Consider the following 21,471-nt stretch of genomic DNA (forward strand, 5'->3'; position numbering starts at 1 on the left):
TATTTTAAAAAATAAAAATGAAAACTGATAAATTGCTTGGAGGGAATTGTGTGGAGAAGGAAGTAAGGATATTAGTTGTTGATGATGAGGAAAGAATCCGACGTTTATTGAAAATGTACTTGGAGAGAGAAGAGTTCATGATTGATGAAGCTGAAGACGGAAACGAAGCTCTTGCGAAAGCGCTCTCGAATGATTATGATGTCATCCTTCTTGATTTAATGATGCCCGGTAAAGATGGCATTGAAGTATGCCGTGAGTTAAGAGAGAAAAAAGCAACTCCTGTTATCATGTTAACAGCAAAAGGCGAAGAGGTTAACCGAGTACAGGGATTTGAAGTTGGAACAGATGATTATATCATTAAACCTTTTAGTCCAAGAGAAGTTGTCTTGCGTGTAAAAGCCTTGTTAAGAAGATCTTCGCAGACAAGTTATTTACAAACAGAAACCACTTCTAAAGATGTTATTGTTTTCCCTCATCTAACAATTGATAATGATGCCCATCGAGTAACGGCAGATGGGAAAGAAGTCGGTCTAACTCCGAAAGAATATGAATTGTTATATTTTCTTGCGAAATCTCCAGATAAAGTTTTCGACCGTGAACAACTTTTGAAAGAAGTTTGGCACTATGAATTCTTTGGTGATTTAAGAACAGTTGATACCCATGTAAAACGTCTTCGTGAAAAATTAAATAAGGTTTCTGAACAGGCTGCAAGAATGATTGTAACAGTCTGGGGAGTTGGTTATAAGTTTGAGGTCATAAATGAATGATTTTTCTAAGGAGTGTAGTTGGTAAGCTCTGGATAACGATTCTTTTGCTCGTTTCCTTTATCCTTTTTATCTTAACTGTATTGTTGTTACAGTTCTTTGAAAACAATAACAATGATGAAACGAATAAACAGCTTACTGAAACAGCAATGAAAATCGCACATGTCCTTGAAAAGCATGAAGGAGCAGAATTACCGGTAGGATTAGAAATATCATGGGAAATCATAGATAATGTAACTAAAGTTGTCATTATTCATGATCAGGATGTTTACTATTCGCCGAACACGAATGCTTCAAATCAATTATCGGTTAAACAAATTAAAGAAGATCGTGAACTATCAAAGGTTTTAAATGAAGAGAAACAAGTGAAGAAAATCTCTAACCTTTCTGAAAAGGAAACAGCAAGACATTGGATCATTGGCGTTCCGTTCGGAAGGGGGAATGATCACACAGGTGCAGTATTTGTTTATCAATCTTTGGAAGTCATGAAAGTAACGACTAGGTCGACCACTAAATTTATATTGCTTGTAGCTGGTGTTGCGATCATACTCACGACCATCTTTGCATTTTTCTTATCGACTCGCATCACAGCTCCATTAAGAAAAATGCGCGAAGCTGCTTTTGAAGTCGCAAGAGGAAAATTTGATACTAAGGTACCAATCCTCACCAATGATGAAATTGGTGAACTAGCAACTGCTTTTAATCAAATGGGAAAACAGCTTCAATTTAATATGAATGCGCTTAGTCAAGAAAAGGAACAATTGGCAAGTATCCTAAGCAGTATGGCAGATGGTGTTATTACTTTCAATCGCGATGGGACAATATTGATTTCCAATCCGCCTGCTGAACGTTTTCTTCAGTATTGGTATTATGCAAATGGAGAAATGAGTGATAATCCTGAAGCTGTTCCTTCAAAGGTAATGGACTTATTTCAACTGGCTGTCAGTACCGAAAAAGAACAGGTGGGAGAGGTTTCCCTTCATGGTCGATATTGGGTTGTCATAGTAAGCCCGCTTTACAGCAGCAGGTTTATCCGTGGCGCAGTAGCGGTTGTAAGGGATATGACAGAAGAACGGCAACTTGATGCGCTGAGAAAAGACTTTATAGCAAACGTATCCCACGAGTTGCGAACGCCAATTTCGATGATGCAAGGGTACAGCGAAGCAATTGTAGATGGTATCGCTGAAACCGATGAAGAAAAAAGAGAAATGGCTCAAGTAATATATGATGAATCATTGAGAATGGGAAGACTTGTAAATGAGTTGCTTGACTTGGCACGGATGGAAGCTGGACATATCGCATTAACCAAAGAGGAAATGGATGTTCCAAATTATATTCATAGAATCATTAGGAAATTTCAAGGTCTTGCTAGAGACAATGAAATCACGATTAGTGCAGGTGTAAATAAAGAGGAATTTCAATTAAGTTTTGATCCTGATCGAATCGAACAAGTTCTCACAAATCTAATTGACAATGCGATAAGACATACTCCAAAAGACGGTCACGTAAACGTGATTGTTAAAGACTTGGATAAAGGAACGCTTTTCGAGGTTCAGGATTCTGGTTCTGGAATACCAGAGGAAGATGTACCATTCGTATTTGAACGCTTCTATAAAGCGGATAAAGCAAGAACGCGAGGACGTGCCGGAACAGGACTTGGACTTGCAATTGCTAAAAATATCGTGGATGCTCATCATGGGCATATTACGGTGCAAAGTAAGCTTGGTCAAGGTACGACATTTTCCTTCTTCTTACCTCGAAAATCGGAATAATTTCAATAAAAATGACGACTGTTCTTGATTCACAAGGAACATTCATTAAATTTTCTCCTCCGATTCTTCTTGAAGAAAGTTTTAACCATGCTATTCTGAAGGCTAACCGATTGAAAGACTCACTCAAAAATAGTGGGTCTTTTTTTATATTCTAGGCACTGTTTTGCTTACCTGTTGATTTCCGCTCCAGGATGCTCGCTTTCCGCGTTACGAATTATGAAAAGCCCTAATTCCGGCTTTTTCATGGACAAATTCGTCTTGGGTGTGGCGGTGAGCCTCCTCGGCTCATATGCGCCTGTGGGGTCTCACCTGTCCCGCAAATCCCGCAGGACATTGAATGGCTTCCTCGAAAGGACCCACGCACGAAATTATGCGATAGCATAATTGAGGAATTTCGAGGAGTTTCTCACCTTCCGCTCCAATCAACAAATTGCAGAATCAACATTGTACTTTAACAGAGCAAAATTCTATAAACTAGTACTGGGGGATTTCTATAAAATATCTTCCATTTACAGGCAAAAAAGACTATATTTATAAGTGAAACTTTTTTGAAAAATTTGCGCCTATATATATGAACGGGGAGGGAATGTGATGGACTCCGTTTTCGATGAACTCTATCATAAATATCATCATGACGTTTTCCAGTTTCTTTTTTACATGGTAAAGAACAAGGAACAAGCGGAAGATCTTGTTCAGGAAGTTTATATAAGAGTGATGAAGTCGTACGATCGATTTGAAGGAAAAAGTAGTGAAAAAACATGGCTTTTTTCCATTGCAAGAAATGTAGCCATAGATTTTTTTCGAAAGCAAAAAGGTTGGAAACAGAGACTGATAGAAAAATTTGATTTGACCGCTCAGCATGTAAAAGACGTTTCCCTTATTCCTGAGGAAGTTGCCATTCAAAGAGATGAAATAAAACATATTTATGAGTGCCTCGACAAATGCTCACTGGATCAAAAATCAGTTATTTTGTTGCGTTATGTTCACGATATGTCAATTTCCGAAACTGCTGAATCATTGGGCTGGACTGAAAGTAAGGTGAAAACCACCCAACATAGGGCTTTGAAAGTTCTGAAGAAACACATGGAGAACAGGATAGGGAAGGAGGAAATCGATAGTGAAAAAGTCAGAGTGGAGCGATAAACAACTCGAGAACCTTCTTAGACAGATGCCTAATATCAAAGATCATCGCGATCCTCGTGACATCTATCAAAATATTTCTTCAAAACTAAATAATGAGAAGAGAAGATCCTGGTTGATGCCGGGGGTAGCAACTGTTGCAGCCGCGCTAGTGTTTCTTATGATTATACCAGGGATCTGGTCACAGCAAGATTCCATGCAAGAAATGTCTCTCGATAAAGCGGCTCCGGAGCATCTGGAACAATCTCCGCAACAAGACTCTCAGGGTGGGGCGGTAGAGAAAAAAGCCGCTGATCAGTTACAAGACACCCACTCACTTAACAAAATGGATATGATAGACCTAAGAACCGCTCTTTACTCAAATGAAGTTGGAAACAATCAAGTTCTAACATACTGGGTACCTGATACACAGGCGACTTTTTTGGTACCTATATCGATTTTGTCTGAACAAGACGAAAATGCCAATTGGATAGACTCGTTCAACAAGCATATGGAAAACCTTAACGAAGAAGCATGGGGATTGTCAGATTACTACCCCTTAAAAGGTGACTTATCCTTAGATTCTCCCACTACCGCGATATTTAATGTAGCTGCTGATCATCCGTATGCACAAGGATCAAATAATGAATTAGGTATGGTTGAAATCTTAATTCGAAATTTGGCTTCCAATAGTCAAGTAGAAAAAATTCAATTCAAGACTAATGGAACACTTGGGATATCTACAGGGAATGACCAATTTAAAGAGAAGCAAGTGGTTTTCACAGGAAAGAAAGCTTATTTCCTTTATAGGCCAGACGCAGACAAAATGCCATTACTGGTTCCTTCCGAAGATTCCTTTAGTGACATCAAGCAAGCATTCGAGGCAATGAAACAGAATTTAGCAGATAAGCAACGAGTGAAATCGATTCCTGAGACTGTTCAATATGAACTTACTCAAGAGGGGGATCAATTGACTGTTAATTTTCTTGATGGATCAGTGTTTGCAGACTCCGATGAATCTCTGTCTCTGATGGTAGAAGCAATGATGTTAACTGCGAAAGATTTTGGGATTAAAGCTGTAAAATTTAATAATATGCCTGTATTCGAGCTTTCTGGTATGGACTTTTCACAAGTATTAGAAGTTCCTGTTGCCCCAAATAAAAGATAGCAATAGTTGTTAATCAAGGAGTCAATCCAAATGGGATTGGCTCTTTGTCTTATTTTAAATCAATTTTTTTGCATAAAAACTGAAAAATTATCACATTAATAACAAGGTGCTTACGGTCCCATTTTTTCTCAGTGTTCTATTATCCCGAGGAAAGACATACAGTGAAAAAGTGAGGACAAGTTTAAGGAGGAAAATGATGCGAGATTACATAAAAAGAGTGCTGATTGCCATCATTATGGCACTTTGTGTGAGTTTGTTGTTTTTGGGAGGTAAGCATCCTCAGGCCGCTGAAATGAATCTAAATGAACTGACTGCCCATTGGATTTGGCCTTCGGACGGGGTCATTACTGATACTTTTGGGACAAGGCATGGTCAACATAAAGGGATGGATATTGCTGGGGAAGTAAACACACCTATACATACAGTTGATAGTGGAATTGTTATGAAGTCTTATTTCAGTCAAACATACGGGAATGTCGTATTTGTAAAGCATCCCAATAATCTAGAAACTGTATATGCCCACTTGAGCGAAAGATTGGTAAAGGAAGGGCAAAAAGTAAAGCAGGGCGACCTAATTGGCAAGATGGGGAATACGGGACAGTCATCTGGTGTTCATTTGCATTTGGAAGTACATGTATCAGAATGGACCTATGAAAAGGAAAATGCACTTGATCCGATAATGGTTTTAGGTGAAGTAGATTTAGGCACACCTGTACAAGCGTTTGCCAAGAAAAATAGTGATCCTGCCGTTGTCACCATTAGTCCTGCAAAGTCTGGTGAGGAAAATATAATCACTTCTTCAGTTAAAAAAGAACAAAAACTAGAGAGTAAGAATGATGAAAGACACAACGGAACAACTCAACATACTGTTCAAAGTGGTGAAACTTTATGGTCAATTGCAAACAAGTACGGAGTATCTCTGGACACGCTTAAGAAAATAAACAACCTTTCAAGCGATGTCATTAAGAATAATCAAAAATTGACGATAGCCTCTACATTTGTACAAAAGCATGTTGTTAAGAATGGTGAAAGTCTTACCTCTATTTCGCGGAAGTACAGGGTTAGTATAAATGAAATTAGAATTACGAATAGCTTAAATTCGGACATCATTTTTCCTGATCAAATCTTAACTATTAAGAAGAAGGAATAGGGAATTTGATTACTAATACACAAATGTCAAGAGCTGAAGCAAATTTTTGCTTTGGCTTTCTCCATATCCTGTTAAAAGGCAATAAAGTTATTTTTCTTCACAAGGGGATATTTTTTATATATAATGGATAGGTAACTAAATATTGATCTATCTTCGGGGCAGGGTGAAATTCCCGATCGGCGGTAATGAGATTAGTCTCTAAGCCCGCGAGCCTGTGTTTTGGGCAGGATTTGGTGCGATTCCAAAGCCGACAGTATAGTCTGGATGGGAGAAGGTGGAGGTTCTGCAGACGTTCAAAAATGCTAGGTTTGAACGTTTATTGCGCATGCCTTTGTTTAATTCTCCTCAAGTCTTTGATTTGAGGATTTTATTTTGCATGGGTTTGTGTTTGCTGAACCTTTCTTCTTAACGTGGTGGATCACAAAAGGAGAGAGGAACATGAAGAAAATGAATGTAAGAACGATGGTATCAATTGGAATGCTGAGTAGCATAGCGTATGTATTAATGCTATTGAATTTTCCGCTTCCGCCATTTCCAAACTTTTTGATGATTGATTTTAGCGATCTTCCAGCTTTGGTCGCAACATTAGTTTTTGGTCCGTTAGCAGGCATTTTGGTCGAGTTATTTAAGAATGTGCTTGATTATATGATGACGGGCAGTGCCACAGGTGTACCAGTTGGGAATATTGCTAATTTTGTTGCAGGGATACTTTTTATCCTACCAACCTATTATATCTATCAAAAGTTGAAAACTAAAAAAGGGATGTCACTTGCACTAGCAGCAGGAACGATCTTCATGGGTGTTCTTATGAGCGTCCTAAACTACTATGTATTCTTGCCAGCCTACACATTTTTCCTGAATGCGCCTGCAATGTCTGGTCCAGAAACACGCCAATTCGTTGTGAATGCAATCTTACCATTTAATGTTGTAAAAGGCTTAATTATTTCAGTGATTTTCATGGCCATATTTGCTAAGATGCAAACATGGATTAATAAACAAACCGTAATAAAAGCATAAAAAATAAACCCCCTTCGATAAGAAGGGGGTTTTGTTAATGACTATTCAAACTTTAATGCATCTCCATCGAATGGATTGTCTGCTACTTTAATTGAATCAGTTGGGCAGCCTTCGAAAGCGTCCATCATATCATCTACTAATACGTCAGGAATTTCTACGATACCTGCGTTATCGTCAAGTGTTACGAATGCAATGCCTTCATCATCGTAATCGTAAATGTCTGGAGCAGCAGCACCACAAGCGCCACATGCGATACAAGTTTCTTTGTCAACAATTGTGTATTTAGCCATGAAAAAACCTCCCATATAAATAGACAAAACATTTATCGTTTCCACGTATAAGGAATGGAAACGTATTCCTCAACCTCTATTGTAAAACTCAAACTTCAACTTTTCAATAGTAAATGTATTGAGAATGCTTATCACAGTAAGCTCCTCTATGAGTGGTATTACAAAAATCAACAGATTTCAACAAAGGATAAGTAGTTTCATGGTAAAATAATAGAAGAATAAGTAAAGATGTTTAAGATTAAAATGTTCAATAAAAAGTGGGTAGGCAGGTGACAATTGAATTGGACTTTTTAGATATGCTAATCATAAATTGCTTAAGAAACCTTAAAGGTGAGAGGTCGATTAACGCCATCTTTCATCTCTTAAAAGGAAAAAAATCATCACAGACAATTCAAGATGCTCATCTGTTTGGACTTACAAGCTTATTTCAAACTTCAGAAGTTATTACGAAAGCGGAAATTCAGGATGTGATTGGAAGGCTTGAAAAGAAAGGTTGGGTTACCTCCATTTCTAAGGAACATTATGTGATAACTCCTGTGGGGGAAATAGAACTTCAGAAGATTCTTAGTATTAGGCCATTACCTATTCACTTGAATGGTTGGAAATACCACCATATTACGAATGTATTTTGGGAGCGTTTATCACTTTTGGTTCAAGTTGTTTCAAATCTTATTTACCATGAACAGCATTATTTTCCAGTACAAAGAAAAAGGGATATCCACCTTTGGTTAAAGGATTTATTAAAGTCCAATAAGGATGATCGGGATTTAATTGGTGAGACCTTGTATAATGAACTTTCTACAAGTTTAAATAAAGATGAAAGAATCATCCCTCAAGCTCTTGTCATACGATTAACAGGGTATAAATCAATCGGATTAACTCTCGGGCAAGCTGCTGAAAAGCTTGGCATGGATATTACCCATTATCATCTTGAATTTCTGAATGTTATCCATTATTTGATTCAAGAGGTAGAAAATCATAGAATAAAATATCCGTTATTATCGTCCCTTATTGATACGAAAAAGGTAACATTGACCTTATCAACTCAAAAAACATATGACATGCTTAATGCAGGATATTCAATAACTCAGATTGCAAAATTCAGACGTTTGAAGTTAAGTACAATAGAGGACCATGTCGTTGAAATAGCTCTAAACGTAAAGGACTTTTCAATCGATTCTTTTGTTGATGAAGAATTACAAATTTCGATTCAAAAAGTGGCTGAAAGTATATCAAGCAAGCAGTTAAGATACATACGTGAAAAATTAGCCCATGCCAGTTATTTTGAAATACGGTTGGCGTTGGCAAAGTCTGGTGAGCGACAATGGAATTAGAAATTTCCCTTAAAAAATACTTTGGATATTCCTCTTTCAGAAACGGACAAAAAGAAGTAATTGAATCGATCTTAAAAGGAAAACACACGTCGGCCATGTTGCCGACTGGAACAGGGAAATCCCTGTGCTATCAACTGCCAGGCTACATAATGGATGGGAGTGTTCTCATTGTTTCTCCCCTGCTTTCTTTGATGCAAGATCAAGTGGATCAAATGAAGTTGTTTGGAGAGAAACGAGTAATTGCTTTAAATTCATTTTTAACTTATTCAGAGAGAAGATATGCCTTTGAACATCTTAAAGAGTTTAAATTCATTTTTATTTCCCCTGAAATGTTAGCTTTAGATTATGTTACTGAAAAGCTTAAACAATTAAAATTGGCTTTGTTTGTAGTAGATGAAGCTCATTGCATTTCACAGTGGGGTTATGATTTTCGTCCAGACTATTCCAAATTAGGTGATATTCGTAGCAACCTCGGAAACCCATTAACACTGGCATTAACAGCAACTGCAACAAAGGAAGTGCGTCAAGACATTCTTCGTTCCTTAAGAATAGATGATGCACATCAAATAGTATCAACTGTAGACCGGCGGAACATTGCGCTCTATGTCGAGAAGCTAGACAACCATCGAGAAAAATTGGAGAGATTGTTTGAATGTGTATCGACATTAAAGAGGCCAGGTATTGTTTATTTTTCAAGTAAAAAGATGGCCATGCAGGCAGCGGAAATGTTCAAAGACAGAGGGATTACAAAGGCAGATTACTATCATGGAGGTATGGATCAAGAGCAAAGAATCCTTGTGCAACAACAGTTCTTACATGGTCAGCTAGATGTTGTATGTGCAACAAGTGCTTTCGGAATGGGTATTAATAAGGACAATGTCCGTTTTATCATTCACTTCCATATGCCCTTACAACTCGAATCCTATTTGCAGGAAATCGGGAGGGCAGGTCGAGATGGCGCTGAAAGTATTGCGATTTTACTACATGCTGTTGGAGACGAACAATTGCCTCTTCAACTTGCTGAAGGTGAATTGCCTTCTGAATCGCAATTGGACTGGCTTGGAGTTTGGTTTAAGGATAAAAATGTCCCAGTAATTAAACTACATGACTTTGAAGATGAAGTAAGAGCAACCTGTGGATTAACAGAAATTCAATGGCGTTTTATTTGTGATTTCCTCTTGAACAGAAGCAAGGTCTATATGCCTATTCCGATAATGATTGAGGAACTCAAAAAAGTGGTTGAATCACGATTAACACTAAAAAAACAAAATATTTTTACTGTCAAAGAATGGCTGGAGAATCATGCTTGCAGACGTCAATTTATCTTAGAATATTTTGAAGAAACCATGGACACTCATCCGGAAAAATGTTGTGATCTCTGTGGTATTAACCTTAATGACTATTATGGACAATGTGTAATTGAAGAAGACGACCAAGAGAACGAAGTGGTTGATTGGGACTCATATTTAAAAAAAATACTATTAAATAAGTGAGCATACATGATGAAGAATAAGTATAGCGAGTTGATTAATGAATTATCCGATAAGGAACTAATAACCCATCTTTATTCTACTCAAATATTACTATTAATTATTTCGTTCGTATCAGGTATGATAGTGTTTGACGAATTTCCTTTCTTAAACCAAATCAGATGGAACGATCCAAATATTATTTATTTTGGTATTTCGATTGGATTAGGGATAGTACTTTTGGATGTCATCTTAATGAAAGTCTTGCCTAAATCGTACTATGATGATGGAGGACTCAACGTTAAAATTTTTAGCAATAGAAGTATTCCCCACATTGCAGTGATTGCACTCATGGTAGCGGTCAGCGAAGAATTACTATTCCGCGGAGTCATACAAACTACCTTAGGAATGATAGTTGCAAGTGTCATTTTTGCGATCATACACTATCGTTATCTCTTTAGTCCGTTTCTATTAATAAATATTATTTTGTTGAGTTTTCTTATTGGCTTCGTTTTTGAATGGACAGGAAATTTGGCAGTTACCATTGTCATGCATTTTATTATTGATTTCTTATTGGGAATTCACATTAAATATAAAAATGTTCCTAAACTTGATTGTAAGGAGGAAATTCAGTGAGTAAGGAAGATCCTTATCGTGATCAGGCTGAACGACTACGACAAAGAATAGAAAAAATCCAAGAAGCTTCTGAAAAGAAAGATGAGTTACCTCCGAGAGGCAATCTTCATCGCCATAAATCTAAAAAGACGAATTTGAAAGTTAAATTCCCGGTTATTCGATTGCTTGTATTGTTTTTTATCCTGTTACCAATCACAATATTTAGCGTTTATTCATATTTAGAAGGGGATAATGAACCTTCGAACGAGGCTGTCAAAGAAAATGATTCGGGATATGAAACTATAAACTTTGAAAAACGCAATGATGAGCAAAAGTCCGAAACTAAAAAAGAAGATTCAATAAATGAAGATCAGCAGTCAGATGTTGAAGAAAAGCCAGCAGACGCATCAACTCCTAGCCAAAAAGTAGAATCAAACAAAGTAATTCCAGATGCTGATAAGCAAGAAGCAACCGGAAATGTTGTGGAGGAGAAGGCGAAACAAGAACAGCCTGCTGTTGAAAACATTCCGCCTGGAAATTACATATATCATACAGTTCAAAGTCAGGAAACTTTGTTTGCAATCGCAATGAAGTATTATCAATCTAAGTCTGGAATAGAAATCATCCAGAAAGATAATGGAATTAAAAACAATGATATTAAGGCAGGTCAAGTCTTAAAGATCAGATCCAGCTCTAAATAATATTTTAGATTTAGTACTTTAAATCCATATCATAAAATAGGGGACAACCTCATACATTCTTAGAGAATGGAGGTGTCATGATGGAGTCCCCAATTTCCACACTCGATAACCGTACAGATATGGCAACAAAAAAAATGTTGGAAAATCTGGTGAAAAGAAAACGAAAGTTTGATGATTTTAAATTCAAACATGAAATGTCTATTTTTGGTACTATCACACTTTCTATCATTATGTTTGTATATTTATATTTTACAATAATAAAGAATTATTCTTTCTCGTTTGCTTCCATGTTTTCCGCTTACGCAAATAATTCTAATCATTTGTGGCTCTTAATGGGATCAGTAGGAATGTTCGGGTTGATGAATCTCCTCAAAGAAAAGAGAGAGAAAGCTGAAAAGGAATTTCACAATCTTAGATGTGAGATTATTGATAAGAGCAAGGATCTTTGGAAAAAAGAAGAAGAATGGAAAAATCGTCATCTGGTTTATGAAATGATGAAAGATCATTATGATATTAATCTATATCACGAAAACAAGTAGGATCAGTCCAAAAACTGATTCTTTTTGTATTGTTTGGAAAGCCTTCCCTATCACATTTTCGAAAATTTGACATTTTTCATGCCTATGAAAAGAGGGTTTTCAAAAGGTGATGTTGAATTAATAAAATATAGCTTGATTCTTATTAGAGGTGAGGAAAATGTTCGTTAAAAGCATTATGATTCCTAAGTTTAAGAGTTATACTGTTCAGCAAGATGAAACTCTCAAAGATGTTTTAGAGAAATTGGAACAACATCAGATTGACGCTCTTCCAGTATTAAACGGGGAACTTTATCTTGGTGTAATCAATAGGTATCGAATTTACGAACTTTTTTTTAATTCACAATTGTCAAGAGACGAGTTCCTACAAGCAACTCTTGTAAAGAACGTGGTTTCCCACCAAGATAAATTCCTTCAAGGGCATGAACTTTTTGAAAACACTCTAGTTGATTTAAAGGATTTCCCATTGCTGGCGGTAGTTGATGAACAACGTAAATTTCTTGGTGTTGTGACAAGGTTCGATGTAATGGAACAATTCCAAAGTGCATTTGGTGTAAATCGTCCTGGAGTTAGGATTGCTTTCACCTCGGTGGAAACAGAAGGAAGAATTGCACGTTTAGCAGAAATCGCCCACCACTTCCATGAACATATTATTTCACTGGTTACATTCGATGAAACAGATAAATTGGTTAGAAGAATCGTAATGAAAGTGGAAAAGAAGGACAACATGGATAAGTTCATTAAGAAATTAGAAGAGCACGGATTCAGAATTCTCGATATAGCAGAAGATCTGTAAGTTTTGAATTTGCGGAAAGAAACGAAATCCTTCTCATACTTATGTATGGGAGGGGTTTTTTTATGTGGAAAAAGTGGGTTCAAACCATAATGGCTGTTTTTTGTGGTTATCTATTCGTGAAATGGGTTCCCGTTACACACCCGTTTCATATTACTGATTTTTTATTAGAGTTTATTTTTGATCCACTTGAGTTTTTGGCTGCATCCATATCGTTCGTAGCAGGATTACTGTTGATTGGTCCAATGGTTCAAGAAACCATCTTGTACATTATCCAATTGGTAAAAGGAAAACAAAAATTGAGATTACAGTCACTCTATGGACTTTGTATACCCTCCGGTATGTTTGTTATAGCTGGTTCGGGTATCGTGCAAACCGCAGTTTTTTTTAGCATCTCATTGATTTATGGTATGATTTTAGTAAGATACTAATTTATTTATGACCTGAGGTGCATGATGTTAATTTTTCTAATTACGATACTACTTTTTGGAATGGCTCTTTTTTTCTTCATGTTAAAAGAGGCTTTTGAAAACCGTGTAGTCGAACATAATATCAATTTGGAGGATTTTCCTGAATCCTTTGGTGAGGTTTCCATATTCTTCATTTCTGATGTTCATCGACGCAAAATAGATGAAAAAATCTTGAATAAGGTAAAAGGAAAAGTAGATATCGTCATTATAGGCGGAGATCTAACTGAAAAGAAGGTTCCACTTTCAAGGGTCAAGGAAAATATTGCAAAGCTAAAAACTTTAGGACCTGTTTATTTTGTTTGGGGTAATAATGATTACGAAATAGATTATCATGAACTTGATGCGACTTTACTTGAAAATGGTGTCAAAATTCTTGATAACACTGCCGTTACTTTTGAGTCGGAAAAAGAGGATAAGTTTGTTCTGCTTGGGGTTGATGAAATCAGTGAAGGAAGAGACCGACTTGACCTGGCTCTTTCAGATGCAGGGGCAGGTGGTTTTAGGGTTTTGGTTTGCCATAACCCAAAGATTATGGAGCAAGTAAAGCCTGAATATCGGATTTCTTTGGTACTTAGCGGCCACACGCATGGCGGTCAAATTCGTATATTGGGCTTCGGTCCTTATCAAAAAGGTGGAATAAGTAGAGTACATAATACTACTGTTTTAGTTAGTAATGGATACGGTACGACGGCACTACCTCTAAGACTTGGTGCACCTTCTGAAACCCATCTTATTAAATTGAAGCAACAAATATAAAGCAGATACAAAATTTACTCAGCATAGTAGAGTTTTGTATAATCATAACAAAGCAGGGTTGAAGTGACGGAGGATACTTAATGGGGTACCAAGAAGGAAAGTATAATATAAAAGCAATTTCACAGATGTTGGGTATACAACCTGGAACCTTGAGAGCATGGGAAAGGCGCTATCAATTCATTGCACCAAACAGGAATGAATCAGGACATCGACTATACTCCGATGAACACTTGAAAATTCTCAAATGGCTTATTTCCAAAGTAAATAATGGTTTTACCATCAGCCAAGCAGTTTCATTACTTGAGAATCAAAAGATGGTTGCTGACGAGCAAGAAAACGATAGAGGTGCAACAGATAAGGATTTATCAAATCAAATCTTGGAAGCGCTTCTTCATTTTGATGAGACAAGAGCACAAGAATTAATCAACTACTCTTTTAGTTTATATACCATGGATAAGGTTGTAACCGAAGTGCTTGGTGGAATAATGCAGAAAATTGGAGACCTATGGGAATCTGGAGAAATTACTAGTGCTCATGAGCATTTTGCTACTTCCATACTACGATCGAGAATTGGTATGATTCTCCATACCATTCCACACAATGCTCTCTTACCAAAAGCTTTAGCTGTTTGTGGTCCTGGTGAATGGCATGAAATTGGTTTGTTAATCTTTACATTATTTTTACGTCGTAAAGGCTTTGATGTTGTCTATTTAGGGGCTAGCATTGACGATGACGATATGAGAGAGGCAGTAGACATTATTAAGCCCAAATTCCTCTTCCTCTCTTGTACGATGAAGGACAATGTAGAAGGCACAATAAAGCTTGCCAAGCAGTTTGCCTCTACAAATAAAGAACTGGAAATTGGTCTTGGCGGACATGCCATAGACAATTTGGACGATCGCGTGAAAAAGGAAGTAGATCATATGATTGTAGGGCGATTACAAAAAGATTGGGAAAAATGGTTAAAGGAACACATTTGATGAGGTAGACAAAGCACGTTCCCGTCACAATGACATAGACTGAAATTACGAGTGATGTCACGGCAGGGGGCAAAATTATGCGTTTAGAACGCTTGACGATGAATAAGATTAAGATCTTCCTATCCTCTGATGACTTGTTAGAACGAGGGTTATCCAAAGAGGATATTTGGAAAGATTCGATTAAATGGCATCAGCTTTTTCACGACATGGTTGAAGAAGCCTGCGAGGAATTCGATGTTGATATACAAGGATCAGTGGCAGTTGAAATTTTTTCGCAACAAGCTCAAGGAATGATATTAATACTGACGATGGAAGAAGTCGCCGATGGTGAAGAAGTGCTATTTGACGGTTTTATTGAAATGCAAGTGAGTGTTGAAGAATACGATTCTACCATATATGTATTTGAAACTTTTGAAGACTGTATCCAGCTTTCTAAACGCCTGCATACTATGGGCATTAATGGAGGCAGTTTAATTTCAAGAGATAACAAATATTATCTAATATTTAGTTTAGTGGAATTGTTGGATCTTGAATTAACGACATCCATTCTATCTGAATATGGGAACCCGTGCCTTACAAGCGAACACGTACTTAGTGAATATGGAAATACAATAATAGATAAAAAAGCGGTGGAAACCATTCTTCAGTTTTTTAAGTAAAGTTTTATTTTGAAAACTTTACAGGAGATGGTTCCACCTTCTCTTTTGTAAATAACCATTTCATTCTGAATCTGATCAGTTTAAAAAACAAAATGATAGCGTTTACATATTTTTGTTTGTAATTGTGGAAAACTATATTTTTATTCTTGCATAAATCAATCAAAAGTGTATACTAGGCATGAAAGCGACAACATTCGTATATGCAATTTCTTTAGGAGGTTTACAAATGGTAGCCGAAAAGAGCAATGAAAACGTACAAAATGAAGACAAACATGATGTGTTGAAGTCAACACAAACTGTTATTCATAAAGCTTTAGAAAAGCTTGGGTATCCAGAAGAAGTTTATGAATTATTGAAGGAACCTATTAGAATGATGACAGTGAAGATTCCTGTTCGAATGGACGACGGATCTGTTAAAGTCTTTACTGGCTACCGGGCACAACATAATGATGCTGTTGGTCCAACCAAAGGTGGAATTCGATTCCATCCACAGGTTACTGAAAAGGAAGTTAAAGCACTTTCAATATGGATGAGTTTAAAATGTGGAATTGTAGATCTTCCGTACGGAGGAGGAAAAGGTGGAATAATTTGCGACCCGCGTGATATGTCATTCCGAGAACTAGAAAGACTGAGTCGTGGATATGTACGAGCTATTAGTCAAATTGTTGGACCTACGAAAGATATTCCAGCTCCAGATGTTTTCACGAATTCTCAAATTATGGCTTGGATGATGGATGAATACAGCAGAATAGATGAATTTAATTCACCTGGTTTCATTACTGGTAAGCCACTTGTATTGGGTGGGTCACATGGTCGTGAATCAGCAACAGCAAAAGGTGTTACGATTTGCATTTATGAAGCAGCCAAGAAAAAAGGAATTCAGTTGGAAGGTGCTAGGGTAGTTGTACAAGGGTTCGGTAATGCTGGCAGCTACTTATCTAAGTTCATGCACGATGCTGGCGCAAAAGTCGTTGGGATCTCGGATGCCTACGGTGCACTTTATGACCCAAATGGTTTAGATATCGATTACTTGCTGGACAGACGTGATAGCTTTGGAACAGTTACTAAGCTGTTTAACAATACGATTTCGAATAAAGAGTTGTTGGAACTTGAATGTGATATTTTAGTGCCAGCAGCAATTGAAAACCAAATAACAGAGGAAAATGCCCATAATATTCGAGCCAGCATCGTAGTCGAAGCGGCTAACGGTCCTACAACCCTTGAGGCAACTCAAATCCTTACGGAAAGAGGCATCTTGCTTGTTCCGGACGTGTTGGCTTCAGCTGGTGGAGTAACGGTTTCATACTTCGAATGGGTTCAAAACAATCAAGGTTATTATTGGACTGAAGAAGAAGTAGAAGAGAAGCTTGAAAAAGTCATGGTGAAGTCGTTCAATAATATTTATGAAACGGCACAAACTCGCCGAATTGACATGCGTTTGGCAGCTTACATGGTTGGGGTAAGAAAAATGGCTGAAGCGAGCCGCTTCAGAGGTTGGATTTAGTCAAATTCTTCGACGGCCTAAGTAATTTAATTTCTTAGAAGTTCGGAAATTCCAAAGGTTCAACGTTGAAACATATTAAAAAATCTCCTATCATGAGTGATGGGAGATTTTTTACGTGAAAAAGTATAATATTAGAATGAAGATAATTGTCTCCTAATCGATTCAGCCAAGACTTGGTCGTATGGAGCGTCCGAGATAAATCAAATTACTAATAAGAAAGCTTGTTAATTCATAATTAAAATTGGGCTGTGTAAGGCTAAATGTTGTTTTTGTACGATGTTGATTTGGAAAGGGAACTGAGTCCCTGAAACGGAAGACAGCAGGCAAGTTAGACATAGCATTGAATTAATACGGTTTAGATACAGGAGTGATAGATCATGCAACAAGAGGACGTGATAGTTGTCGGTGGGGGACCTTGTGGCTTGGCGGCTGCCATTTCATTAAAGGAAATAGGCTTAAATCCATTGATTATTGAGAAGGGCAATATTGTAAATGCGATTTATAATTACCCAACTCATCAGACTTTTTTCAGTACGAGTGAAAAATTAGAAATCGGTGATGTGCCTTTTATTACAGAGGATTATAAACCGCGAAGAAATCAGGCACTTTCTTATTATCGAGAGGTAGTTAAACGGAAAAATTTGCGAATCAACTCGTTTGAAAAAGTTCTCGCTATTACAAAAGGTGAACATTTTCGCGTTGAAACAGATAAAGGCTTATATGAAGCCCGCTACATTGTTATTGCAACAGGATATTACGATAATCCGAATTACTTGAATATACCTGGAGAGAATCTTTCTAAAGTATCACACTATTTCAAAGAAGCTCATCCATATTTCGATAAAGATGTCTGTGTGATCGGAGGCAAAAATTCAAGTGTAGATGCAGCTATTGAACTTGTGAAGGCCGGTGCGCGTGTAACTGTTCTTTATCGTGGGAAAGAGTATTCGCCTAGCGTAAAGCCCTGGATTTTACCGGAATTTGACTCGCTTGTACGTAACGAAGTCATAAAGATGGAATTTGCAGCAAATATCGAGTTAATAACTGAAGAGTCAGTAATCTATAATAAGGGTTCACAAAAATACACCATTCAAAATGATTTTGTATTTGCGATGACTGGTTATCATCCCGATCACTCTTTCCTGGAAAAAATGGGCATTGAAATAGAAGTTGATACTGGTAGACCAAAATTTGATAAAGATACGATGGAAACAAATGTGCAAGGTATATTCATTGCCGGTGTCATCGCTGCTGGGAACAATGCTAATGAAATCTTTATTGAAAATGGCAGGTTTCACGGTCATTTAATAACTAATGAAATTTCAAAAAGAAAGTAATGCTTGATTTACGAACGATAATATGGATTGACAGGAGAAAAACTATGAAAAAAGTCGTTTTGTTAACAACAGGAGGAACAATTGCCAGCAAGCCTAACAAGGAGTCTGGAAAGCTAGCTTCTGGTGCTCTTACTGGTGAAGAGCTTGCTTCTATGTGTCAATTACCAGAAGATATTGAAGTTGTGGTTGACTCAGTCTTTCAAAAAGCTAGTATTCACATTACCTTTGATGATTTGGTTTATTTGAAAAACAAGATAAATAGCTACTACGAAGATAAAAGTGTGTCAGGTGTTGTCGTGACTCATGGTACAGATACAATGGAGGAAACGGCATATTTCCTGGATTTAGCTATCAATGATGAACGTCCTGTCATTGTTACTGGTTCTCAAAGATCAATTGAAGATTTAGGGAGCGATGTATATATTAACTTGCGACATGCAATATACTCTGCGTGTTCAGAAGACCTCCGAGGTGTAGGTGCTGTCGTTGTATTTAATGAACGGATATTTGCAGCAAGATATGTAAAGAAAGAACATGCTTCCAATATTCAAGGTTTTAATGCTTTTGGCTTTGGATACCTAGGGATAATCGATAATGATAAAGTCCAAATTTATCAAAAACCTTTAACGAGAGAGTACTATGAAATTGTTAAAGAAATACCTCAAGTTGACATCATTAAATGTTACATTGGCGCAAATGGAAAATTCATAAAGGCTGCCAGAGAGAGTGGTGTAAAAGGAATCATTCTTGAAGGTGTCGGTAGAGGTCAAGTTGCACCAGATATGATGAAGGAAATAGAACAGGCAATTTCGGAAGGCATTACTTTGGCTGTGACGACTAGTGCAGAAGAGGGCGCTGTTTATCCTACTTATGATTATGAAGGTAGTGCCTATGATCTTAAGAACAAGGGCGTCATCTTAGGTCATGATTATGATTCAAAGAAAGCAAGAATTAAACTAGCCCTTATGCTTGCGAGTGGAAAAAAAGGTAATGCGTTTTAAATGTTAATTTTACCAAATTTATAGAAACTTCCATTTTCTTTCTTTTGTTTACATGTTACGATTAAGTAAATGTGGAAGGGAGGTGCCTCCATGATCGGGATATTATCAGCAGGGATTGCTCCTGGATTGGCTTTACTAAGTTATTTATATTTGAAAGACGAATACGGTGTTGAACCCGTTTCAGTCGTATCGAGATCTTTCTTTTTTGGTGCAATTCTGGTTTTTCCTATCATGTTCATTCAGCATGTTCTCTCTGTTGAAACTGTTATCCCTTTCGATTGGATGGACGCCTTCTTATCGTCCGGATTGCTGGAAGAATTCTTTAAGTGGTTTATTTTATTTTATACTGTTTATCAACATGTTGCCTTTGATGAACCATACGATGGGATCGTTTATGGAGCAGCTGTTTCGCTTGGATTTGCGACATCAGAAAACATATTTTATCTAATTGGTAACGGTGTGGAACACGCCATCGGCAGAGCGTTATTACCTGTTTCTAGTCATGCCGTTTTTGGATTAGTGATGGGATACTATATGGGTAAAGGGAAATTTACCCAATCAAAAAAACATGTTTGGATTTTGATGTCCCTTATCTTACCGATCCTCTTACACGGGTGCTATGATTTTATCTTGATTTCACAAGAAAATTGGCTTTTTAAAATCTTGCCTTTTATGATTTTCTTATGGTGGTTTGGGTTGAGGAAAGTTAAATTGGCACGTGCATTAAGCGCTAGTCATTTTGAGAATCAAGTTCATATCCAAAAGTTTTAGAAGATTCCTCTTCAAAAAGAGGGTCTTCTTTTTTTATGCAGTTGATATTTGACAAGAATTGGATACCTTTCCTTGACTATCTACTAAGTCGCTTCGCTTTCTTCCTCACATGGGTAATTTTCACCCTGTTTTTTTAGGAGTATCTATAAATTCTCTGCCTTATTAGGTGTAAAATGCAACATTCAAAAATGACAAAGCCTTTTTTTATAACAAATTTGAATAAAAATTCCTTTTCAACGAAAAATATGGTTATTGCAATAGAGATTGACATATGGGGGTAATCATCCATGAAAAAGCAAAAAATTCACATGTCAAAATATTTCATTCTAATTTTTTGTTCGATTTTGTTCTCCTGTGGCTTATTTGCGGAGAAAACAGATGCGTTTTCTAATCAAGTAATTCAGAAAGGGGCAGTCGGTGACGACGTTATTGAACTCCAGTCTCGACTACAGTATATCGGGTATTACAACGGAAAAATTGATGGCGTCTTTGGATGGAGTACATATTGGGCATTAAGAAATTTCCAATATGAATATGGACTTCCGATTGACGGATTAGCGGGTTGGCCGACCAAACTGAAACTAGCCAAAGCTTCTAAATACAACGAACAATTTGTAAAAAAACAAATAGAAAAGGGCGGAAAGTTTTCTCATTATGGCGGTGTAGGACTTGAAAAGCAAAAACAACCTGATCGAAAAACGCCAACACCTGCCGTTCCACAGAACGGGAAAACCCCTGCTTCGCCGTCAAAAAAACCGGCACAACCTAATGCACCGGCACCTGCACAGCCCAAGACACAAATACCTGCTCAGCCAACGCCAACAGCGCAGAAAAAGCAACCTGCCAATGCGCAACCAAAAGCAGAAACAAGAAAGCCGACAGCAACGAATACTCCCAACGGATTTTCGCAAAATGACATTCAGCTTATGGCAAACGCGGTTTACGGTGAATCAAGGGGTGAACCTTATACAGGCCAAGTTGCTGTGGCTGCAGTTATACTTAATCGAGTAGAAAGTGCAAACTTCCCTGACACCGTTTCTGGAGTTATTTTTGAGCCTGGTGCCTTTACAGCAGTTGCTGATGGTCAAATCTGGCTGACTCCAAATGATGGAGCAAAGAAAGCTGTTATTGATGCTATTAATGGACTTGATCCAACTGGAAATGCAATTTATTACTTTAATCCAGAAACAGCAACGAGTAAATGGATTTGGTCTAGGCCACAAATTAAACGGATTGGGAAACATATTTTTTGTAAATAGAGAGGT

22 protein-coding genes and 1 riboswitch are annotated in these 21,471 nt (G+C 37.3%); of the genes, 21 read left to right on the forward strand and 1 reads right to left on the reverse strand.

The window, feature by feature from the left end; translation table 11 throughout:
* Positions 1-17 precede the first annotated feature (17 nt).
* The 6 genes from BMZ31_RS08110 (at position 18) to BMZ31_RS08135 (ending at position 6,990) form a co-directional block, all read left to right on the forward strand.
* On the forward strand, positions 18-767 hold the full coding sequence (locus BMZ31_RS08110) for a response regulator transcription factor (protein ID WP_175478031.1): 750 nt from the start codon (positions 18-20) through the stop codon (positions 765-767).
* Entirely contained in the window at positions 764-2,536 is a 1,773-nt protein-coding gene (locus BMZ31_RS08115) for an ATP-binding protein (protein WP_090831221.1), read from the forward strand. Before BMZ31_RS08110 ends, BMZ31_RS08115 begins: the two co-directional genes overlap by 4 nt.
* 591 nt (positions 2,537-3,127) lie before the next feature.
* Entirely contained in the window at positions 3,128-3,679 is a 552-nt protein-coding gene (gene sigX / locus BMZ31_RS08120) for an RNA polymerase sigma factor SigX (protein ID WP_090831222.1), read from the forward strand.
* Entirely contained in the window at positions 3,654-4,823 is a 1,170-nt protein-coding gene (locus tag BMZ31_RS08125; RefSeq protein WP_090831223.1) for a GerMN domain-containing protein, read from the forward strand. Before sigX ends, BMZ31_RS08125 begins: the two co-directional genes overlap by 26 nt.
* Positions 4,824-5,019: 196 nt before the next feature.
* Complete coding sequence (locus BMZ31_RS08130) at positions 5,020-5,973, forward strand: M23 family metallopeptidase (protein WP_090831224.1); 954 nt, start codon at positions 5,020-5,022, stop codon at positions 5,971-5,973.
* A gap of 145 nt (positions 5,974-6,118) precedes the next feature.
* Positions 6,119-6,253, forward strand: a riboswitch (FMN riboswitch).
* A 158-nt stretch (positions 6,254-6,411) separates the two neighbouring features.
* Positions 6,412-6,990 (forward strand): ECF transporter S component, encoded by a 579-nt coding sequence (locus BMZ31_RS08135; protein ID WP_090831225.1) that lies wholly within the window; start codon positions 6,412-6,414, stop codon positions 6,988-6,990.
* Between the two features lie 41 nt (positions 6,991-7,031).
* On the opposite strand, the gene BMZ31_RS08140 is transcribed toward BMZ31_RS08135, so the two are convergent.
* Complete coding sequence (locus BMZ31_RS08140) at positions 7,032-7,280, reverse strand: ferredoxin (protein WP_090831226.1); 249 nt, start codon at positions 7,278-7,280, stop codon at positions 7,032-7,034.
* 269 nt (positions 7,281-7,549) lie between these two features.
* On the opposite strand from BMZ31_RS08140, the gene BMZ31_RS08145 reads away from it, so the two are divergent.
* From BMZ31_RS08145 to sleB, 15 genes are all read left to right on the forward strand, one after another.
* A complete protein-coding gene (locus BMZ31_RS08145; RefSeq protein ID WP_254778666.1) occupies positions 7,550-8,614 on the forward strand; it encodes a YpbB family protein in 1,065 nt (354 codons plus the stop codon).
* The gene (locus BMZ31_RS08150) at positions 8,605-10,107 is read left to right on the forward strand and encodes a RecQ family ATP-dependent DNA helicase (RefSeq protein WP_090831227.1); all 1,503 of its coding nucleotides are present in this window, start codon (positions 8,605-8,607) and stop codon (positions 10,105-10,107) included. The genes BMZ31_RS08145 and BMZ31_RS08150 overlap by 10 nt, the downstream gene beginning before the upstream one ends.
* Positions 10,108-10,113: 6 nt before the next feature.
* Positions 10,114-10,719 carry a CPBP family intramembrane glutamic endopeptidase gene (locus BMZ31_RS08155; protein WP_368086632.1) on the forward strand — a complete coding sequence of 202 codons (606 nt, stop codon included), beginning with the start codon at positions 10,114-10,116 and terminating at the stop codon, positions 10,717-10,719.
* Positions 10,716-11,399 carry a LysM peptidoglycan-binding domain-containing protein gene (locus BMZ31_RS08160; RefSeq protein ID WP_090831228.1) on the forward strand — a complete coding sequence of 228 codons (684 nt, stop codon included), beginning with the start codon at positions 10,716-10,718 and terminating at the stop codon, positions 11,397-11,399. Before BMZ31_RS08155 ends, BMZ31_RS08160 begins: the two co-directional genes overlap by 4 nt.
* A gap of 77 nt (positions 11,400-11,476) precedes the next feature.
* A complete protein-coding gene (locus BMZ31_RS08165; protein WP_368086633.1) occupies positions 11,477-11,938 on the forward strand; it encodes a DUF2663 family protein in 462 nt (153 codons plus the stop codon).
* A gap of 157 nt (positions 11,939-12,095) precedes the next feature.
* The gene (locus tag BMZ31_RS08170; protein ID WP_090831230.1) at positions 12,096-12,731 is read left to right on the forward strand and encodes a CBS domain-containing protein; all 636 of its coding nucleotides are present in this window, start codon (positions 12,096-12,098) and stop codon (positions 12,729-12,731) included.
* A 62-nt stretch (positions 12,732-12,793) separates the two neighbouring features.
* On the forward strand, positions 12,794-13,159 hold the full coding sequence (locus BMZ31_RS08175) for a hypothetical protein (RefSeq protein WP_090831231.1): 366 nt from the start codon (positions 12,794-12,796) through the stop codon (positions 13,157-13,159).
* Positions 13,160-13,180: 21 nt separating this feature from the next.
* Positions 13,181-13,954, forward strand: coding sequence for a metallophosphoesterase (locus BMZ31_RS08180; RefSeq protein ID WP_090831232.1), 774 nt, complete (start codon positions 13,181-13,183; stop codon positions 13,952-13,954).
* Between the two features lie 80 nt (positions 13,955-14,034).
* Positions 14,035-14,934, forward strand: coding sequence for a MerR family transcriptional regulator (locus BMZ31_RS08185; RefSeq protein WP_090831233.1), 900 nt, complete (start codon positions 14,035-14,037; stop codon positions 14,932-14,934).
* A 77-nt stretch (positions 14,935-15,011) separates the two neighbouring features.
* Positions 15,012-15,593, forward strand: a complete 582-nt coding sequence (locus BMZ31_RS08190; RefSeq protein ID WP_090831234.1) for an adaptor protein MecA — start codon at positions 15,012-15,014, stop codon at positions 15,591-15,593.
* A 226-nt stretch (positions 15,594-15,819) separates the two neighbouring features.
* Complete coding sequence (locus BMZ31_RS08195; RefSeq protein ID WP_090831235.1) at positions 15,820-17,097, forward strand: Glu/Leu/Phe/Val family dehydrogenase; 1,278 nt, start codon at positions 15,820-15,822, stop codon at positions 17,095-17,097.
* Positions 17,098-17,474: 377 nt separating this feature from the next.
* Positions 17,475-18,434 carry a YpdA family putative bacillithiol disulfide reductase gene (locus tag BMZ31_RS08200; protein WP_090831236.1) on the forward strand — a complete coding sequence of 320 codons (960 nt, stop codon included), beginning with the start codon at positions 17,475-17,477 and terminating at the stop codon, positions 18,432-18,434.
* Between the two features lie 44 nt (positions 18,435-18,478).
* Complete coding sequence (locus tag BMZ31_RS08205) at positions 18,479-19,435, forward strand: asparaginase (protein WP_090831237.1); 957 nt, start codon at positions 18,479-18,481, stop codon at positions 19,433-19,435.
* A gap of 90 nt (positions 19,436-19,525) precedes the next feature.
* Positions 19,526-20,206 (forward strand): glutamic-type intramembrane protease PrsW, encoded by a 681-nt coding sequence (gene prsW, locus BMZ31_RS08210; RefSeq protein WP_090831238.1) that lies wholly within the window; start codon positions 19,526-19,528, stop codon positions 20,204-20,206.
* Between the two features lie 287 nt (positions 20,207-20,493).
* Positions 20,494-21,465 (forward strand): spore cortex-lytic enzyme, encoded by a 972-nt coding sequence (gene sleB / locus BMZ31_RS08215; RefSeq protein ID WP_090831239.1) that lies wholly within the window; start codon positions 20,494-20,496, stop codon positions 21,463-21,465.
* The last annotated feature ends 6 nt before the right edge of the window (positions 21,466-21,471 follow it).

This window comes from Bacillus sp. cl95, assembly GCF_900115925.1.
GTDB lineage: Bacteria > Bacillota > Bacilli > Bacillales > Cytobacillaceae > Neobacillus_A.

What these genes read in the sequence shown, in the direction of transcription:
- BMZ31_RS08175 (WP_090831231.1), top strand. Translation starts at nt 12,794, where the DNA reads ATGTGGAAAAAGTGGGTTCAAACCATAATGGCTGTTTTTTGTGGTTAT.
- BMZ31_RS08165 (WP_368086633.1), top strand. Translation starts at nt 11,477, where the DNA reads ATGATGGAGTCCCCAATTTCCACACTCGATAACCGTACAGATATGGCA.
- sigX (WP_090831222.1), top strand. Translation starts at nt 3,128, where the DNA reads ATGGACTCCGTTTTCGATGAACTCTATCATAAATATCATCATGACGTT.
- BMZ31_RS08195 (WP_090831235.1), top strand. Translation starts at nt 15,820, where the DNA reads ATGGTAGCCGAAAAGAGCAATGAAAACGTACAAAATGAAGACAAACAT.
- BMZ31_RS08110 (WP_175478031.1), top strand. Translation starts at nt 18, where the DNA reads ATGAAAACTGATAAATTGCTTGGAGGGAATTGTGTGGAGAAGGAAGTA.
- BMZ31_RS08205 (WP_090831237.1), top strand. Translation starts at nt 18,479, where the DNA reads ATGAAAAAAGTCGTTTTGTTAACAACAGGAGGAACAATTGCCAGCAAG.
- sleB (WP_090831239.1), top strand. Translation starts at nt 20,494, where the DNA reads ATGAAAAAGCAAAAAATTCACATGTCAAAATATTTCATTCTAATTTTT.
- BMZ31_RS08190 (WP_090831234.1), top strand. Translation starts at nt 15,012, where the DNA reads ATGCGTTTAGAACGCTTGACGATGAATAAGATTAAGATCTTCCTATCC.
- BMZ31_RS08115 (WP_090831221.1), top strand. Translation starts at nt 764, where the DNA reads ATGATTTTTCTAAGGAGTGTAGTTGGTAAGCTCTGGATAACGATTCTT.
- BMZ31_RS08155 (WP_368086632.1), top strand. Translation starts at nt 10,114, where the DNA reads ATGATGAAGAATAAGTATAGCGAGTTGATTAATGAATTATCCGATAAG.
- BMZ31_RS08180 (WP_090831232.1), top strand. Translation starts at nt 13,181, where the DNA reads ATGATGTTAATTTTTCTAATTACGATACTACTTTTTGGAATGGCTCTT.
- BMZ31_RS08185 (WP_090831233.1), top strand. Translation starts at nt 14,035, where the DNA reads ATGGGGTACCAAGAAGGAAAGTATAATATAAAAGCAATTTCACAGATG.
- BMZ31_RS08170 (WP_090831230.1), top strand. Translation starts at nt 12,096, where the DNA reads ATGTTCGTTAAAAGCATTATGATTCCTAAGTTTAAGAGTTATACTGTT.
- prsW (WP_090831238.1), top strand. Translation starts at nt 19,526, where the DNA reads ATGATCGGGATATTATCAGCAGGGATTGCTCCTGGATTGGCTTTACTA.
- BMZ31_RS08130 (WP_090831224.1), top strand. Translation starts at nt 5,020, where the DNA reads ATGCGAGATTACATAAAAAGAGTGCTGATTGCCATCATTATGGCACTT.
- BMZ31_RS08140 (WP_090831226.1), bottom strand. Translation starts at nt 7,280, where the DNA reads ATGGCTAAATACACAATTGTTGACAAAGAAACTTGTATCGCATGTGGC.
- BMZ31_RS08150 (WP_090831227.1), top strand. Translation starts at nt 8,605, where the DNA reads ATGGAATTAGAAATTTCCCTTAAAAAATACTTTGGATATTCCTCTTTC.
- BMZ31_RS08200 (WP_090831236.1), top strand. Translation starts at nt 17,475, where the DNA reads ATGCAACAAGAGGACGTGATAGTTGTCGGTGGGGGACCTTGTGGCTTG.
- BMZ31_RS08135 (WP_090831225.1), top strand. Translation starts at nt 6,412, where the DNA reads ATGAAGAAAATGAATGTAAGAACGATGGTATCAATTGGAATGCTGAGT.